Annotated in this window: 16 protein-coding genes; 3 read left to right on the plus strand and 13 right to left on the minus strand. The window is 72.3% G+C overall.

Annotation, left to right across the window (positions count from 1 at the left end; genetic code table 11):
- Window positions 1-74 precede the first annotated feature (74 nt).
- Both ABT297_RS22845 and ABT297_RS22850 read right to left on the minus strand, forming a co-directional pair.
- Entirely contained in the window at window positions 75-1790 is a 1716-nt protein-coding gene (locus ABT297_RS22845; RefSeq protein ID WP_350552931.1) for a putative bifunctional diguanylate cyclase/phosphodiesterase, read from the minus strand.
- A gap of 53 nt (window positions 1791-1843) precedes the next feature.
- Window positions 1844-2314: a MarR family winged helix-turn-helix transcriptional regulator gene (locus tag ABT297_RS22850; protein WP_350552933.1), complete on the minus strand. Its 471-nt coding sequence runs from the start codon at window positions 2312-2314 to the stop codon at window positions 1844-1846.
- A gap of 44 nt (window positions 2315-2358) precedes the next feature.
- On the opposite strand from ABT297_RS22850, the gene ABT297_RS22855 reads away from it, so the two are divergent.
- Entirely contained in the window at window positions 2359-2754 is a 396-nt protein-coding gene (locus tag ABT297_RS22855) for a helix-turn-helix domain-containing protein (RefSeq protein WP_350552935.1), read from the plus strand.
- A 31-nt stretch (window positions 2755-2785) separates the two neighbouring features.
- Here the strand turns inward: ABT297_RS22855 and ABT297_RS22860 are convergent, their stop codons facing one another.
- Genes ABT297_RS22860 through flhA form a run of 4 tightly spaced genes read right to left on the minus strand, consistent with a single transcriptional unit; the run spans window position 2786 to window position 8029 of the window.
- Window positions 2786-3928 (minus strand): geranylgeranyl reductase family protein, encoded by a 1143-nt coding sequence (locus ABT297_RS22860; RefSeq protein ID WP_350552937.1) that lies wholly within the window; start codon window positions 3926-3928, stop codon window positions 2786-2788.
- A 58-nt stretch (window positions 3929-3986) separates the two neighbouring features.
- Entirely contained in the window at window positions 3987-4304 is a 318-nt protein-coding gene (locus ABT297_RS22865) for a hypothetical protein (RefSeq protein ID WP_350552939.1), read from the minus strand.
- Window positions 4305-4314: 10 nt separating this feature from the next.
- A complete protein-coding gene (locus tag ABT297_RS22870; protein WP_350552941.1) occupies window positions 4315-6009 on the minus strand; it encodes a hypothetical protein in 1695 nt (564 codons plus the stop codon).
- Window positions 5987-8029 (minus strand): flagellar biosynthesis protein FlhA, encoded by a 2043-nt coding sequence (flhA, locus tag ABT297_RS22875; protein ID WP_350552943.1) that lies wholly within the window; start codon window positions 8027-8029, stop codon window positions 5987-5989. The genes ABT297_RS22870 and flhA overlap by 23 nt, the downstream gene beginning before the upstream one ends.
- A gap of 108 nt (window positions 8030-8137) precedes the next feature.
- On the opposite strand from flhA, the gene ABT297_RS22880 reads away from it, so the two are divergent.
- Both ABT297_RS22880 and ABT297_RS22885 read left to right on the plus strand, forming a co-directional pair.
- On the plus strand, window positions 8138-9394 hold the full coding sequence (locus ABT297_RS22880) for an EAL and HDOD domain-containing protein (protein ID WP_350552945.1): 1257 nt from the start codon (window positions 8138-8140) through the stop codon (window positions 9392-9394).
- A 32-nt stretch (window positions 9395-9426) separates the two neighbouring features.
- Entirely contained in the window at window positions 9427-10512 is a 1086-nt protein-coding gene (locus tag ABT297_RS22885; RefSeq protein ID WP_350552947.1) for an EscU/YscU/HrcU family type III secretion system export apparatus switch protein, read from the plus strand.
- A gap of 3 nt (window positions 10513-10515) precedes the next feature.
- On the opposite strand, the gene ABT297_RS22890 is transcribed toward ABT297_RS22885, so the two are convergent.
- The 7 genes from ABT297_RS22890 to ABT297_RS22920 form a co-directional block, all read right to left on the minus strand.
- Window positions 10516-11283: a flagellar biosynthetic protein FliR gene (locus tag ABT297_RS22890; protein ID WP_350552949.1), complete on the minus strand. Its 768-nt coding sequence runs from the start codon at window positions 11281-11283 to the stop codon at window positions 10516-10518.
- Complete coding sequence (gene fliQ / locus ABT297_RS22895; protein ID WP_350552951.1) at window positions 11273-11548, minus strand: flagellar biosynthesis protein FliQ; 276 nt, start codon at window positions 11546-11548, stop codon at window positions 11273-11275. The genes ABT297_RS22890 and fliQ overlap by 11 nt, the downstream gene beginning before the upstream one ends.
- Window positions 11549-11564: 16 nt before the next feature.
- Window positions 11565-12359 (minus strand): flagellar type III secretion system pore protein FliP, encoded by a 795-nt coding sequence (gene fliP, locus ABT297_RS22900; protein ID WP_350552953.1) that lies wholly within the window; start codon window positions 12357-12359, stop codon window positions 11565-11567.
- Window positions 12356-12619 carry a flagellar biosynthetic protein FliO gene (locus ABT297_RS22905; protein WP_350552955.1) on the minus strand — a complete coding sequence of 88 codons (264 nt, stop codon included), beginning with the start codon at window positions 12617-12619 and terminating at the stop codon, window positions 12356-12358. Before ABT297_RS22905 ends, fliP begins: the two co-directional genes overlap by 4 nt.
- Window positions 12620-12679: 60 nt before the next feature.
- The gene (gene fliN, locus ABT297_RS22910; RefSeq protein WP_350552957.1) at window positions 12680-13426 is read right to left on the minus strand and encodes a flagellar motor switch protein FliN; all 747 of its coding nucleotides are present in this window, start codon (window positions 13424-13426) and stop codon (window positions 12680-12682) included.
- Window positions 13423-14439, minus strand: a complete 1017-nt coding sequence (locus ABT297_RS22915) for a flagellar motor switch protein FliM (RefSeq protein WP_350552959.1) — start codon at window positions 14437-14439, stop codon at window positions 13423-13425. The genes fliN and ABT297_RS22915 overlap by 4 nt, the downstream gene beginning before the upstream one ends.
- A gap of 79 nt (window positions 14440-14518) precedes the next feature.
- Window positions 14519-14767: flagellar basal body-associated FliL family protein (locus ABT297_RS22920; RefSeq protein WP_350552961.1), on the minus strand; the 249-nt coding region annotated here is incomplete at its 5' end.

Below are 14767 nucleotides of genomic sequence, written 5' to 3' on the forward strand. Positions count from 1 at the left end.
CGGCAGTCGGCCGATCGCCGACAGGGCACGGTGCCGTTCGTCATCGAGCCGGGGCGTTCCGGCAGCCCGCTGGATCAGGCCTCGGCGGGGTAGCGCATGGCGGGGATCCGCGCAGGCGCCACCGGCCGCCCGAAGTGCCAGCCCTGGCCGAGGTCGCAGCCAAGGGCGGCGAGCCGGACGGCCTGGTCGGCGGTCTCGATCCCCTCGGCGGTGACGGTCATCTGCAGCGTGTGCGCCAGCCGGATGACGGTCTCGACGATCTGCTCGTCGACGTGATCGCTCTCCAGCTTGCGGATGCCGGCCATGAACGCGCCCGCGAGCTTCAGCCCGTGCACCGGCAGGTGGCGCAGGTAGGCCAGGTTGGAGTAGCCGATGCCGAAGTCGTCGATGACGATGCGCACGCCGAGGTCGGCGATGGTGCGCAGGGTCTGCACCGGCCGCCCGGTCGACTGCATGAGCACCGTCTCGGTCAGCTCCAGCTGCAGGTTGCCCGGCTCCAGCCCGGAGTCGGCCAGCGCGTGCCGCACGTCGTCGAGCAGCCGAGGGTCGTTGCACTGGCGGGGCGAGACGTTGACGCTGATCAGCAGCGGGGTGCCGGGGTGGCTGCGCTGCCACGCGGCGGCCGCCATGCACGACTCGCGCAGCACCCACCGGCCCAGCGGCAGGATCATGCCGGACTGCTCGGCGACCGGGATGAACGTGTTGGGCGACACCGTGCCGAGCTCCGGGTGCCGCCAGCGCAGCAGCGCCTCCGCGCCGCGCAGGCGGTTGTCCGAGAGGGCCACGAGCGGCTGGTACACCAGCTCGAACTCGCCACGGTCCAGGGCGCCTGAGAGCCTTCCCGTGAGGCCGTACTGCAGCAGCTGCTGGGCGTTGCGCTGCTCGTCGAAGAGCGCGTAGCGGGCCCGCCCGTCGGCCTTGGCGAGGTAGAGCGTGGCGTCGGCGGCGCGCAGCAGCTCCTCCGGCCCGGCGCCGCGGGCGGCCTGCTCGACGATGCCGATGCTGGCCGACACCGCGAGCTCGTGCCCGTCGAGGTGGACCGGCTTGTTGAGCTCGGCGAGCATCGCCTCGGCCAGCTCGGTCAGCTCGTCGGGGCCCTTGGTGTCGCGCACGACGACCACGAACTCGTCGCCGCCGACCCGCGCCACGAAGTGCCCGACGTCGATCACGCACGACCGCAGCCGATCGGCCAGGGCGACGAGCAGCTGGTCGCCGAAGCCGTGCCCGAGCGTGTCGTTGATGGTCTTGAACTCGTCGAGGTCGACGAAGCACACCCCGATGCGGGTGCCGTCCCCGGCCTCGCGCAGCGCCTCGGCGAGGTGGCCGTAGAGCAGCACCCGGTTGGGCAGGCCGGTCAGCGGGTCGTGGTGCGCCTGGTGGTGCAGCTCCTGCTGCAGGCTGTCCTCGGCGTCGCTGAGCGCCCGCGTCCACGCGCGGCGGATGCGCTCCTGGTCGTCGAGGACCTTCTGCCGGCTCGCCCGGGTGAACCCGGCCGCGAACGCGCCGATCAGCTCGCCGTCGGCGGACGGCAGCTCGAACAGCACGCCGATCGAGCGCCGCAGCGCCTCGGGGCTGTTGAGCCCGGCGGCGACCAGGGCGGCCCCGACGGCGTCGCCGGCCACCGGGTCTCCCGTGCGCAGCGCGGCGGTCTGCTGCTCGAAGAAGCGCTGCAGGGCCTCGGCGCTCAGGTCGAGGTAGCTGGTCTGCCGCACGGCGGAGATCCACTGGCGGGCGAGGTGTGAGAGGGCAGGATCGATGACGGCATCGTCCCGGCTGCCGGCGCCCGCCACCGAATCACCCCCGGCGAAGAGTACTGCACCGCGGGCTCCGGAAGAATCGACGCTCAGTGCCGTCCTGGTCCCGGTTCCGTGAGCCCTTCGACGAACCTGGTCAGGAGCTGGGCGAACGTGGCCCGCTCGGCCGCCGTCCAGTGCTCGGTGGCCCGCGCGAACCGCCCCCGACGGGAGCGGTGGACGCGCTCGCAGAGTTCCCGGCCGGCCACGGTGCGTGCCAGCAGCGCGCGCCGGCCGTCCCGCTGGTCGGCCTCCCGCCGGATCAGCCCCGCTTCGACGGCCGCCGCGACGAGCTTGCTGGCCCGCGGCTGCGCGACGTCGAGCGCGGCGGCGACGTCGGTCACGGTCATCGGACGCCGCAGCTGCTCGCCCGCCTCCACGGCGTCCACGACGTCGAACAGGGCGGGGTCGACCTCGGCGAAGCCGCGAGCGAGCGCGCGCCGGGTCTGTCGCCGCCGGATGGCGACCATTCCCGCCTCGATGGCGGCGAGCGCCTTGGCGTTCTCGTCTTCGTTATGCATAATCTTTGTTATCTACATTCCTTCGGCATGTATTGGAGTGTGCCATGCGCCCCGAGGAGCGTCCCATCGGGTACTGGCTGCGCGAGCTGGACCGCCGGCTGGAGCAGGCCTTCGCCGCGGCCCTGAGCGCCCACGGCGTCGAGCGGCGAGACTGGCAGGTCCTCAATGGCCTCGGCCCGCAGGACCCGTTCTGGGTCGCGGGGGAGCGCCCGTACGCGGCGGTGGCGGGTGACCTGGCGGCGCGCGGCTGGCTCGAGCCGGACGGCACCCTGACCGCGGCCGGGTCCTCGGCGCGCGAGGAGATCGCGGCCGAGGTGGCCGGGATCCGCCGGCGCGCCGTGTCCGGCCTCTCCGACGACGACTACGTCTCGACGGTCCGCACGCTGGCCACGATGACCGAGAACCTGAACCCGCCGGTTCCGGATGACTCCGGACGCTGACGCGTCGGACTGATCCGGCCTGTGCCTGCTGTCAGGTCCGTCGGCTCGCGCCCGCGGTGGCCAGCGTGATCGAGCCGAGCGTACGGGCGGTCAGGCGGCCGTCGCCCAGGCCGAGCTCGATGAGGTCGTCGAAGACGCGCTGGTGGCGATCCGCGGCGCGCACGGCCGCGTCGACGATCCAGCGCCGCGAGCTCAGCGCGGCGGCCACGCGCGAGTGGCGCAGGTGCCGCCCCAGCCGGTCGCGCAGCGCCGCGCGGTAGCGGCCGGCGGGCGAGTCCCCGTGCGCGGCGGCCGCACCGGCCAGCGCGCCCGACAGCACCGCGTAGAAGATCCCCTCGCCGGTGAACGGGTTGATCAGCGACAGCGCGTCACCGGCCAGCAGCAGGCGCCCCCGCGCGGGCGGTGGCCGGTGGGTGGACAGCGGCAGGTGGTGGGCGCGCAGCTCGGTGGCGGCGGCGGTGTCCACGTCGGGCAGGAGGGCCGCCAGCCGGTCCAGCAGGTGTGCCCGGGTGAGCGCGCGGCCACGGAGCACCTCGCCGTAGCCGACGTTCGCCCGCCCGTCGCCGATCGGGAACGCCCACGCGTAGGCGGGCCAGCCCGCCGCCGTGGTCACGATCCGCTGCTCGGGCGGGAGGCCGGGCGCGGGCGCGTACCCGCGGATCGCGAGCGCCAGGTGCCCGGGCCCGTTCGGGGCGTGCCCGAGGGCCTTACGGACCAGCGAGTACGCGCCGTCCGCCCCGACGACCGCCCCCGCGCGGATCTCGCCGTCCAGCACCGCGTAATCGCCCCGGTCCTCGACCCGGCGCACGGTGTGCCGGCGCAGCACCGCGCCCGCGCGCACCGCCGCGTCCACGAGCCGCCGGTCGAAGACCGTCCGGGGGATGGTGTACGCCGCCCGCGCGTGCGGCCGCGCGACCGCGCCCCCGCCGGGCCCGACGAGCCGCAGGGCGGGCACCGGGGCGTATCCGTCGGCCAGCCCCGTGACGCCGAGCTCGGCCGCCACGTCGAGCGCGTGCGGCGCGATCCCGTCCCCGCACGGTTTGTCGCGGGGGAACGCGGCCCGGTCCAGCAGCAGCACGCCGGCCCCGGCTCGCCGCGCGGCGAGCGCGGCGGCGGCACCGGCCGGGCCGGCCCCGATCACCACGACGTCGAACCGGTCGCCGTCGGCATCCATACCCACGAGCCTGCCATCCGCGCCGTGGTCCGCCAACGACATCCGACCCCGCCGGGCCCTACTGCGGCGGCGGGCGGTCCTCCGCGCGGCGCTGCGGGAACGGCTCGCCGGCCACCGCCTCCGCGCGCAGCGGATCGCCGCCGGCCTGCGCCGGCCCGCCGTTCGAGGCCGCGGTGTCCTTGTCCGGCTCGTCGTCCGACCGGCCGTACCCCAGCGTGATCATGCGGAACAGGCTCAGCATGACCGCGGCCACGGGCACCGCGATGAGCAGCCGCAGCAGCGCCGTCTGGGCGTCGAGCCGGTGCGTGACGAAGCCGGCGTAGAGCGCGGGCGACGCGATCACCAACGCCAGGAACAGCGTCGAGAACCGCGCCATGCCCAGCACGTCAGCCGCCCACCAGGCTCAGCCGCTCGCAGAGCATCGCGGCCCACTGGTACGGCGTCGACGGCCGCCCGTCCAGCAACGCCACCGGCACGCCGAGCGACAACGGGCTGGCCGGGTCGCCGCTGGAGCCGGTGCCGCGCAGGCAGATCGCGTTCACACGGCGCAGGCCCTGCAGGTGGTGCGCGACGTCCGGCGTCTTGCGGCTGGCGTCGACGACGACCCAGACCGCGACCGGGCGCACCGCCTCGACGATGGCCGCCGCCCAGTCGGACTCGTCCAGCGCCGCCTCGACCGCGACCACGCTCGGCGCGTCGGACTTGCGTAGCTTCTTGGCCCACAGGCGGGCGTCGTGCGGGCCGGTGATGCGCCGCCTGCCCTCGACGCCCGCGGCGGCCGCGTTGCGCCCGGCGAACAGGATGTGGTCGCCGTCGAGCCGCTGCGCCTGGGCGACGAACCGCGCGACGTCCATCGCGTGGGTCGACTCGCCCACCACGACGAGCGTCTCGCCCGGCGCGTCCGGCGCCGGCTCGGCGACCGGCAGGGCGGCGAACGCCTCGACGATGGCGCCGTAGGTGTCGCCGTTGGTCGCGCGGACGGCGATGTCCGCCGGTACGCCGAAGGACTGCAGCTTGCGCGACAGCCCGGCCGCGGCCGCCGGCCGGTCGGCTCGGTCGCTGCGCTCGGCCTTCTCGGCCATGGCCACGGTGGACTCGGCGGCCGCGCCGGAGGACGGCGAGGCGAGCTGCGCGTAGGCTCCGGCGAGTCGCTCGCTCGCGGGAGGGGTGCGCGGCTTCTCCACCGTGGCGGTCGCTTCAACAGGCATTGGAGACTCCTGCCGGGAATCGGAGGGCCGGTACTGGTCCGGCTCGAAACGGATCGGTCCGGGTGGCGGCGGATGGGGCGGCCCGGTCGGCCGCGCCCCGCCGGTCCTGGCCGGCGCCGGGTCCACATCGGACGGAGGCGGCGCGGGCGGGACTCGGGGTCCGACGGTCGGCGGCTTGGCCGGCGTCCAGGCCGGTGTCAGACCCGGGGCCTCGGCCGGTGCCGCAGCCCTGGCGCGGGCCGCGGCGGCCGCCGCCGCATTGAGCGCGCCGGCCTGGGCAGCGGAGACCACGGGCCGGTCCGCGCCGGGGCGAAAGGGGCGCACCGACGGCGGGGCCTCGCCGGCGAGCAGGCGCTCGAGCGCGTCCGCGGCGGTCGCCGGGCGTTCCTGCGCCGGAGCGGCCGGGCTCTGCCGCGCCGCCGTGGACGGACTCTGCTGCGCCGTAGTGGCTGGACTCTGCTGCGCCTCCGCGGCCGGACTCTGCTGCGCCTCCGCGAGCAGTTCCGCGAATGCGGACGCGGCCGTCGGGTTCTCGCCGCGGCGCTCCGCGGCGTCGGCCATCGCGGCCAGATCCTCGATGCTGACGGAGCGCTTCGGCGTGTCGGCTTGGTCGCCGCGGGCGACGGATGGTTCAGTAATTCCAGCATCAATTCCAGCGTCGGTTCCAGTGCCACCGGAAACGGATTCCGGGCCCTTCGAGCCGTCCGGGACCTCGATCGTCAGCTCGTATTTCTGGGTGCCGAAGAGGCCGCCGACGCCGCCGGAGCGGACCTTTTCGGCCGAGATGACGACAACGTCGGGCCCGTGTTCGTCGCGCACCTGCGCGAGTAGTTCCTCGAGGTCACGACCCTCAAGCAGCAACCGGGTAGGCACCGTTCACCACCCCAATAGTCTCAATTCGCAGCGTACTCCCGGCGATCTCCGAGTACGACAAAACCGGCAAACGCGGAAGCGCGATCTGCACCAGCCGGCGCAGCGCGGTACGCAGCTGCGGCGAGCACACGAGAACCGGGCTGACGCCGTGCTCCTCGCCCTGCTCGATGAGGCGCGTGAGGTCGGCGAGGATCGACTCGGCGCGGCCGGTGTCGATGAGCAGTTGCAGCCCGCTGTCGGTCGGGCGCATCGACTCCAGCAACTGCTGCTCCAGCCGCGGTTCCAGGGTGATGGCGGTGAGCGCGCCGTCGTGCGAGTAGCGGTTGGCGATCGCCGGGCCGAGCGACGCGCGCGCCGCCTCCAGCAGCGAGTCCGGGTCGGTCGACTGCTTGGCCTGCAGCGACATCGCCTCGAAGATGCGCACCAGGTCGCGGATGGGCACGCCCTCGTCGAGCATCGCCTGCAGCACCTGCTGCACCTGGCCGAGGCTGAGCGCCGCCGGGGTGAGCTCCTCGACGACGACCGGGTGCGAGCGCTTGACGACCTCGGTGAGCGCGCGGACGTCCTCGCGGCCCAGCAGCCGGCTGGCGTGCACCCGCACGATCTCCGCCAGGTGCGTGATGATGACCGACGCGCGGTCCACGACCGTCGCGCCGGTGAGGTCGGCCTGGTGGCGCAGCTCGGCCGGCACCCACTTGCCGGCCAGGCCGAAGACCGGCTCGACGCCGGCCCGGCCGGGCAGGAAGTCCAGCCCGTCGCCGATGGCCAGCACGGTGCCGGGCGGCGCCTGGCCGCGGCCGACCTCGACGCCGCTGATGCGCACCACATACGTCGACAGCGGCAGCTCCAGGTCGTCGCGCGTGCGCACCGGCGGCATCACGATGCCCAGTTCCAGGGCGACCTTGCGGCGCAGCGCGCGGACGCGCTCGAGCAGGTCGCCGCCGCTCGCGTCGACGAGGTCGACGAGGTCCGGGGCGAGCGCGAGCTCCAGCGGGTCGACCCGCATCTCGCCGAGCAGCACCTCCGTGGGGTCCGGCGGCGGCGGTTCGGCCTCGGCGGCGGTCTGCTCCTCGTCTGACGGCTCGCCCTGCTTCGGCAGGCGGATGGCGGCGAGCAGCGCCGCGCCGCCGGTGAGCAGGAACGGCAGCTTCGGCAGGCCGGGCACGAGGCACAGGGCCAGCGCCGCGCCGCCGCCGATCTGCAGCGCGCGGCGGTTCTGGCTGAGCTGGCGGCTCACCGTCGTGCCCATGTCGCCGTCGTTGGCCGAGCGGGTGACGATGAGGCCGGTCGCCACCGACAGCAGCAGGGCCGGGATCTGCGACACGAGGCCGTCGCCGACGGACAGCAGCGAGTACGTCGAGATCGAGTCCTGCGGCGACATCCCGCGCTGCAGCATGCCGATGGCGAAGCCGCCGATGAGGTTGATCAGCGTGATGATGATGGCGGCGATCGCGTCGCCCTTGACGAACTTCGACGCACCGTCCATCGCGCCGTAGAAGTTCGCCTCGGCCGTGATCTCGCTCCGCCGTTTCCGCGCGGTCGCCTCGTCGATCAGGCCGGCGTTGAGGTCGGCGTCGATCGCCATCTGCTTGCCGGGCATCGCGTCGAGCGTGAACCGGGCGCCGACCTCGGCGACCCGCTCCGCGCCCTTGGTGACGACGATGAACTGGACGATGAACAGGATCAGGAAGATGACGAGACCGACGATGAGCGAGCCGCCGACGACGAAGTGACCGAACGCGTCGATGACGTTGCCGGCGAAGCCGTCGGTGAGCACCAGCCGGGTCGCGCTGATGTTCAGCGCCAGCCGGAACAGCGTCGCGATGAGCAGCAGCGACGGGAACGAGGAGAACTCCAGCGGCCGCTTCACGTACATGCTGACCAGCACGATGATCAGCGCCAGGGTGATGTTGGCGGCGATGAGCACGTCGAGGACGAGCGAGGGCAGTGGCACGACCATCATGAGGATGATCAGCACGATGCCGATCGGCACGGCGTACTGCGAAAGGCGCTTCGGCACCGCGTGCTGTTCCTTCCCGATGTACTGCTGCTTCTCACTGATCGGTGCCGAACGGGTAGTTATGAGGGTTTTCCTTGGGTTGCACCGCGGGGTGCCGATCCTTGTTGCGTGCAGCCCGCGACAGCCCCCTCCCGCACCGACTCCACCCAGCTCGTGCACATCGGCCGCCAGCCCATCTACGACTGGGGCAACCACGTCGTGGGCTACGAGCTGCTCTTCCGTGGCGCGGCCGAGGACCGCGAGGCGACGCGGCGCAGCTCGTACGCCACGAGCCAGGTCATCGTCAACGCGTTCACCGAGTTCGGGCTGGAGCAGCTCGTCGGCGGTCGCCGGTGCTTCATCAACCTGACCCGCGAGTTCCTCGTCGGCGACCTGCCGCTGCCGTTCGACCCCGATCACGCGGTCCTCGAGATCCTCGAGACCGTCGAGATCGACCACGCGGTACTGTCGGGCACGACCCGGCTCGTCGAGCAGGGGTACGAGATCGCCCTCGACGACTTCGTCTTCGGCCTCGGTCACGAGCGGCTGCTCGGCCTCGCCGCCTACGTGAAGCTGGACCTGCTCATCCGCGAGCCCGAGGAGCTGGCGGTCATCGTCGAGCAGTGCCGGCGGTATCCCGGCGTCAAGCTGGTCGCCGAGCGCCTGGAGACCGAGGAGCACATTCTGCTCGCCAAGCGGTTCGGCTTCGACCTGCTGCAGGGATACGCGGTCGGCCGCCCGCAGGTGCTCAGCGCGATCGCGCTCTCCCCGTCCAGACTGCGCCGCCTGGAGCTGCTGGGCGCGGTGACCGCAGAGGACGCCGACCTCGCCGTGGTCGCCTCGATCGTGCAGAGCGACCCGGCCCTGTCGTACCGCGTGCTGCGCGCGACGAACTCCGCCGCGGCCGGCCTGCCCCGCATGGTCGCCTCGGTCCGCGACGCGGTGGTGCTGCTCGGCTCGGCGAGGATCCGCCAGTGGGCCGCGCTCATGCTCGTCAGCGACGTGGCCGAGTCCGCGAGCGAGGAGCAGCTGTCCAGCACGATGGCGCGGGCCCGGCTGTGCCAGACCGTCGCCGAGCGGCTCGGGCTGTCCGGCGAGGCGGCGTTCACGGTCGGGCTGCTGGCGGGCGTCGCCGAGCTGATCTCCGAGCCCGTCGCCGAGATCGCCGCGCGGCTGCCGCTGACCGTCGAGGTGGTCGAGGCGCTCGTCGACGGCCACGGCCGGCTCGGCCAGGTGCTGGCGGTCGTGCGTGCCTACGAGCTCGCCGACGACCAGGCGCTCGCCGCCTCGCCGGTCTCCTCCGGCGAGCTGGCCAAGGCGTACCTCGCCGCCGTGGGCTGGTCGATGAAGACCATCGAGGGTGCGCTCGGGACCAGCGCGGCGTAGCGCGGGCAGGACGGAGCGGGGACCGAGCGGGGATGGCCGGGGAGAAGACCGAGCAGCCCACCGAGCAGCGCAAGCGGCGGGCCCGCCGGGAAGGCACCCGGGCCCGCACGCCCGACCTCGGCGCCTGGGGTGGCGTGCTGCTGGCCAGCCTGTTCCTCCCCGCGATGGCGCGCGAGATCATGAACCGCACCCAGGCGCTGTTCTTGCGCGGCACGCAGACGTTCACCGACCCGGAGCCGGAGAAGGCGCTCCAGCTGGTGAGGAGCGCGGTCAAGGACATGGCGGTCATCGCCGCGCCGCTCACCGTCGGGCTGTTCGTGTTCGCGATCCTGGCCGGCGCCGCCCAGGGCGGCCTGCGCCCGGCCGCGAAGCTGTTCAAGCCGGACTTCAAGCGCCTCAACCCGTTCAAGGGCCTGAAGAAGACCTTCGGCGGCCCGGCCTTGTGGGAGTCGGTGAAGTCGCTGTTCAAGGTCCTGGTGCTGGGACTCGTCGTCTACAACACGATGCGCGACCTCGTGCCCGCGCTGCTCTCCGCGACGACGGTACCGCTGCAGACGGTCGTCGGCATGGTGGCGAGCACCGTGCTGCACGTCGTGCGGATCGCCGCGGTGACCGGCCTGGTGCTCGCCGTCGCCGACTACGCCGTGGCCAAGCGCCGCGTCAACAAGCAGCTGCGGATGTCCAAGGAGGAGGTCAAGGAGGAGCAGCGGAAGTCCGAGGGCGACCCGCACGTCAAGGGCCAGATCAGGGCACGGCAGCACGCGATGGCGCGCGGTCGCATGATGGCGGACGTGCCGCAGGCCGACGTGGTCGTGGTCAACCCGACGCATGTGGCGGTGGCGCTGCGGTACGAGCCGGCGAAGGGCGCGCCGCGCGTCGTGGCCAAGGGCGCGGGCCAGGTGGCGGCGAAGATCCGCGAGGTCGCCACCGAGCACCGGGTGCCGCTGGTGCAGGACGTCGCCCTGGCCCGCGCCCTCTACGCGGCCTGCGAGGTCGGCGACGAGATCCCGGCGGAGCTGTTCGGCGCGGTCGCCCGGGTCCTGGCCTTCATCATGCTGCTGAGGTCGAAGGGCTCGGCCGCCGGGCTGCACTCCGGCGTGCTGGGCCCGGGCCCGTGAGCCTCAGCCGCCGAGTAGGCGCAGCACGAGACCCAGCGAACGGGTCGTCAGGTTGGCGATCGCGTTGGGCAGCAGCATCATCGCCGTGCCGACGACTGTCAGGGTCAGGAAGACCTTGGCGGGGAAGCCGAAGGAGAACGGGTTCAGCGCTGGTGCGGCCCGGTTCAGCAGGCCAAGCGCCACGTCGACGGCCAGCATGATCGCGATCATGGGGGCCGCGATCTGCAGGCCCGCCAGGAACATCTGGCCGGCGCCGGTCGTGACGAGCTGGGTGAAGTTGTTCAGGGACATCGTGCCGTCGAGGGGGATGGCCTGGTACGACTGCGTGAAGCCGCGCAGGATCAGCTGGTGCGCGTCCGTGGCGTACATGACGGCCATGGTGACGAGGCCGTAGAACCGGCCGAAGACGGCGTTGCCCTGCAGGGAGAACGGGTCCATCGCGAACGCTAGTGCGAAGCCACCGACCAGATCGATCAGGCCGCCCGCGATCTGGGTGGCGGCGAAGATCAGCATGGTCAGGAACGCCAGCGCCGCGCCCACGGCGGCCTGCTCGACGGCGCTGGCCACCAGATACCCGGCGGACATCTCGGGCGGCACCTGCGGCGCCAGCTTCGGCGCCAGCGGCAGCGCGATGGCGATCGACATGAGTCCCTTCACCGTCGCCGGGGTGCCGCGGTTGTTGAACGGCGGGCACAGCGTCAGCCACACGGCCGCGCGGATCGAGGCCAGCAGCACCGCGATGACGGTGTTGAGCGAGAGTTCAAGCGCCATTGATGAGGTCGGGGATCCGCGCGTACAGCTGCTCGGTGTACGCGACCATCTCGTGCAGCATCCAGTTGCCGGCCAGCAACAGCGCGGTGCCGATGGCCGCGGCCTTCGGTACGAACGACAGCGTGCTCTCCTGGATCTGGGTCACCGACTGGAACAGTGACACGGCGAAGCCGACGATGAGCGAGGTGAGCAGGATCGGCGCGCCGAGCTTCGCGGCGATCGTCATCGCCTGGAGGCTGAGTTCGATGATTCTGGTGTCGGTCAAGATTCGGTACCTCGGATCAGCGATAGCTGGCCACCAGCGCGGTGAGGATCAGCCCCCACCCGTTGACCAGCACGAACAGTAGGAGCTTGAACGGCAGGGCGATCGTGACCGGCGGCAGCATCATCATGCCCAGCGACATCAGCGCCGCCGAGACCACCATGTCGATCACCAGGAACGGGATGTAGACGACGAAGCCGATGATGAACGCCGCGCGCAGCTCGGAGAGCACGAACGCGGGGATCAGCGTGGTCAGCGGCACGTCGTCCTTGTTCTTCGGCGCGGGGCGGTCGGCGATCTTGGTGAACAGCGCGATCTCGTCCTTGCGCGTCTGCTTGAGCATGAACCGCCGCAGCGGCTGCGACCCATCCTCGAACGCCACCGCCTGCGTCTTCTCGCCCTTGAGATAGGGCTGCACGCCCTGGTCGTTCACGTCGGACAGCACCGGCGACATGATGAACAGGCTGATGAACAGGGCCAGCCCGGCCAGCACCTGGTTGGGCGGCACGTTGCTGAGGCCCAGGGCGTTGCGCGTGATGCTGAGCACTACAAAGATCTTCGTGAATGAAGTCATCGTGAGCAGCAGCGCCGGCGCCACGGACAGCAGCGTCAGGGCGATCAGGATCGTGATCGACTGGCTGGGTTCCACGCCGTTGACGTCGATGTTGACGGTACCGTCCGGAGCGCCGTCGACCGCCGGTGCGCTCGGCGCGGCCGGCGGCCTCGGGGTCGGCACCGCCTCGGCGACCCCCGGGGCCAGCAGCGGCCCCAGCAGGAGCGCGAGCGCAAAGGCCAGCAGCACGAAGCGGCTCATTTCGGCCCGCCTCGCAGCAGCCGGAGGCCCGGGTACTCCGGCGGCGCGGGCTCCGGGAAGAGTGCGGCGTCGGCGTCGGCGAGCAGCGACACGCCGGCGTCGCTGACGCCGAGCACGAGCGCCCGGTCGGCGACCTTGACGACCGCGACCGACGAGCCGCGGCTGAGCTGCTGGCGTGCCACCACGGTGACCGTTCCTCCACCGCGGCCGCCGAGCGGGCGTCGAACCAGCCGCGCGAGCGCCCAGAGTATTGCGAACACTACGGTGAGTGAGCACAATACGCGCAATGCCAGTTCGATCATCATTCGTCTCTTCAGCCGTTAGGCCCGGTCGCTCGGGCCGACGATCTCGGTGATCCGGATGCCGAAGTTCTCGTCGATCACGACCACCTCGCCGCGCGCGATGAGCCGGCCGTTGACGAGCAGGTCGGCGGGGCCGCCGGCGGCCCGGTCCAGCTCGATGACCGCGCCCGGGGCCAGCGACAGCAGCTCGCGCACGCTCATCCGGGTGCGGCCGAGCTCGGCGGTGACCTCCATCTCGACGTCGTGCAGCAGGTCGAACGCGGGCGGCCCGCCGCGACCGCGCTCGCTGGGCGTCGGCCGGGCCTCCTTCGGGTTGCCGCCGGCGACCTCCGCGGCGACCGACAGCCCGACCACCGCCTGGATGCCGAGCTCCTCGGCCGTGAGCGGCACGAGCACGCCGTTGCCCGCGGCGAGCCTCTCCAGCGCCTCGGCCGGCTCGAGCAGCTCGCCGGGGTCGACCACCACCGGGCCCAGGACGGCCGCGGCCGCCTCCAGGGCGGGCCGCACGGCCTGGCTGAGGTCGAGGCTGCCCATCGGCGAGTTGGCCAGCGCCTCGACGAGGTCCTGCGTGACGACGATGGCGACCTCGCCCTGCGCGGCCCCGGCGAAGCGGGCCCGGACCGCCTGGCCGGCGAGGGCGAGGTCCTCGACGTTCTGCGTGGGCGCACCGACGGAGAGCGGGGAGCTGGCGGGCAGCAACGCCACGGCGGCCCGCGCGGCCGCCTCGGCCCGGGCCAGCAGGGCCTCGTTGGTGGCGATGGTCATCGGCTGGTCTCCTCAGCACGGTTGTTCTGGCCGAGTTGTCCGGCGGGCGCGTGGGTCGGGTTCCGGCCCGGCTGGGGGCTCGGCACCACCAGGCAGGCCATGCGGTTGCCCTGCGCGCCGGGCACGGCGTAGGCGAACGTGATGTCCGCGGTGGCGACCGCGAGCGGTGCCGAGGTGGAGTGTGCCAGCGGTACCACGTCGCCGGGCCGCAGCCCGATCAGGTCGGCGGGGTGCATCCGGACCGGCTGGAAGCGCACGGAGACCTCGATCGGCGCCCCCTCCAGCCCGGCGACCACGTTGCGGTAGGCGGCCTCCCGGGCGGCCCGCTGGGCCTCGGTGAGCACGCCCTCCCCGCGCTCGCCCTGCAGCTTCGGAAAGATCGCGCCGAACGGCAGGCAGATCGTGGCCACGCACTCCTCGCTGCCGACCCGCATCTCGAACGACGACACGATGACCGCGTCGGAGGTCGCGCCGGCCTGGGCGAACTGGGGGTTGTACTCGATCGTCATCATCTCCGGGCGCAGCGCCACGATCCCCTCGAAGGCGTAGCGGAGCTCACCGAGCGTCCGGTCGATGAGACCGTGCAGCAGTGGTGTCTCGATGTCGCTCAGCGGGCGCTGCGGCTGGGGGCCGCCGGGGCCGCCCAGCATGTGGTCGATGCAGACCATGGCGGTGCTCAGGGAGAACTCCAGGATGGCGGTGCCGGCTAGCGGTTCGATGGCGAACATCGCGACGATCGTCGGGCTCGACAGGCTGCTGATGTACTCGTCGTAGGTGAGCTGTTCGATGGAGATCAGGCTGATCTGTGACACGGCGCGCAGGCTCGTGGTCAGCAGCGTGGAGTACTGGCGGGCGAAGGTCTCGTAGGCGATCTGCAGGGTCCGGACGTGCTCCCGCGAGAGCTTGGTCGGGCGCCGGAAGTCATACGGCTCGGGACCGGAGCTCTTGCCGCCACGCCGGCTCATCTTGCCGGGCGTGCGGCCGCCTCCGGTCGCCGACGTTGACTGCGTCACTCTCTTACCATCGGTCTTTTTGGGGGCACTTTGACGTAAAACGGCCGAAACGGACCTGAAGGTTTCCCTCGGAACCCGCTCACTGGATCACGAAGGTGGTGAAGTAGACGTCCATCACCTCCTTCTTCTTGTCCTTCGTGTAGGCCTCCACGACCTTCGCGACGAGGTCCTTCTTGGCCTTGTCGCGCCCCTCGGCGGTGAGCAGCTCGGCCTCGCTGCGGTTGCTGAAGAGCTCGATGGCGATGTCGAGGGCTTTGCTGCCGTCGGGGGCTTCGGCGGCCTCGGTGGTGGCCTGGAGGGTCAGTTTGAGTTTGAGGTAGTGGCCGTC

Source organism: Dactylosporangium sp. NPDC000555 (assembly GCF_040300025.1).
In the GTDB taxonomy this organism is placed as follows: domain Bacteria; phylum Actinomycetota; class Actinomycetes; order Mycobacteriales; family Micromonosporaceae; genus Dactylosporangium.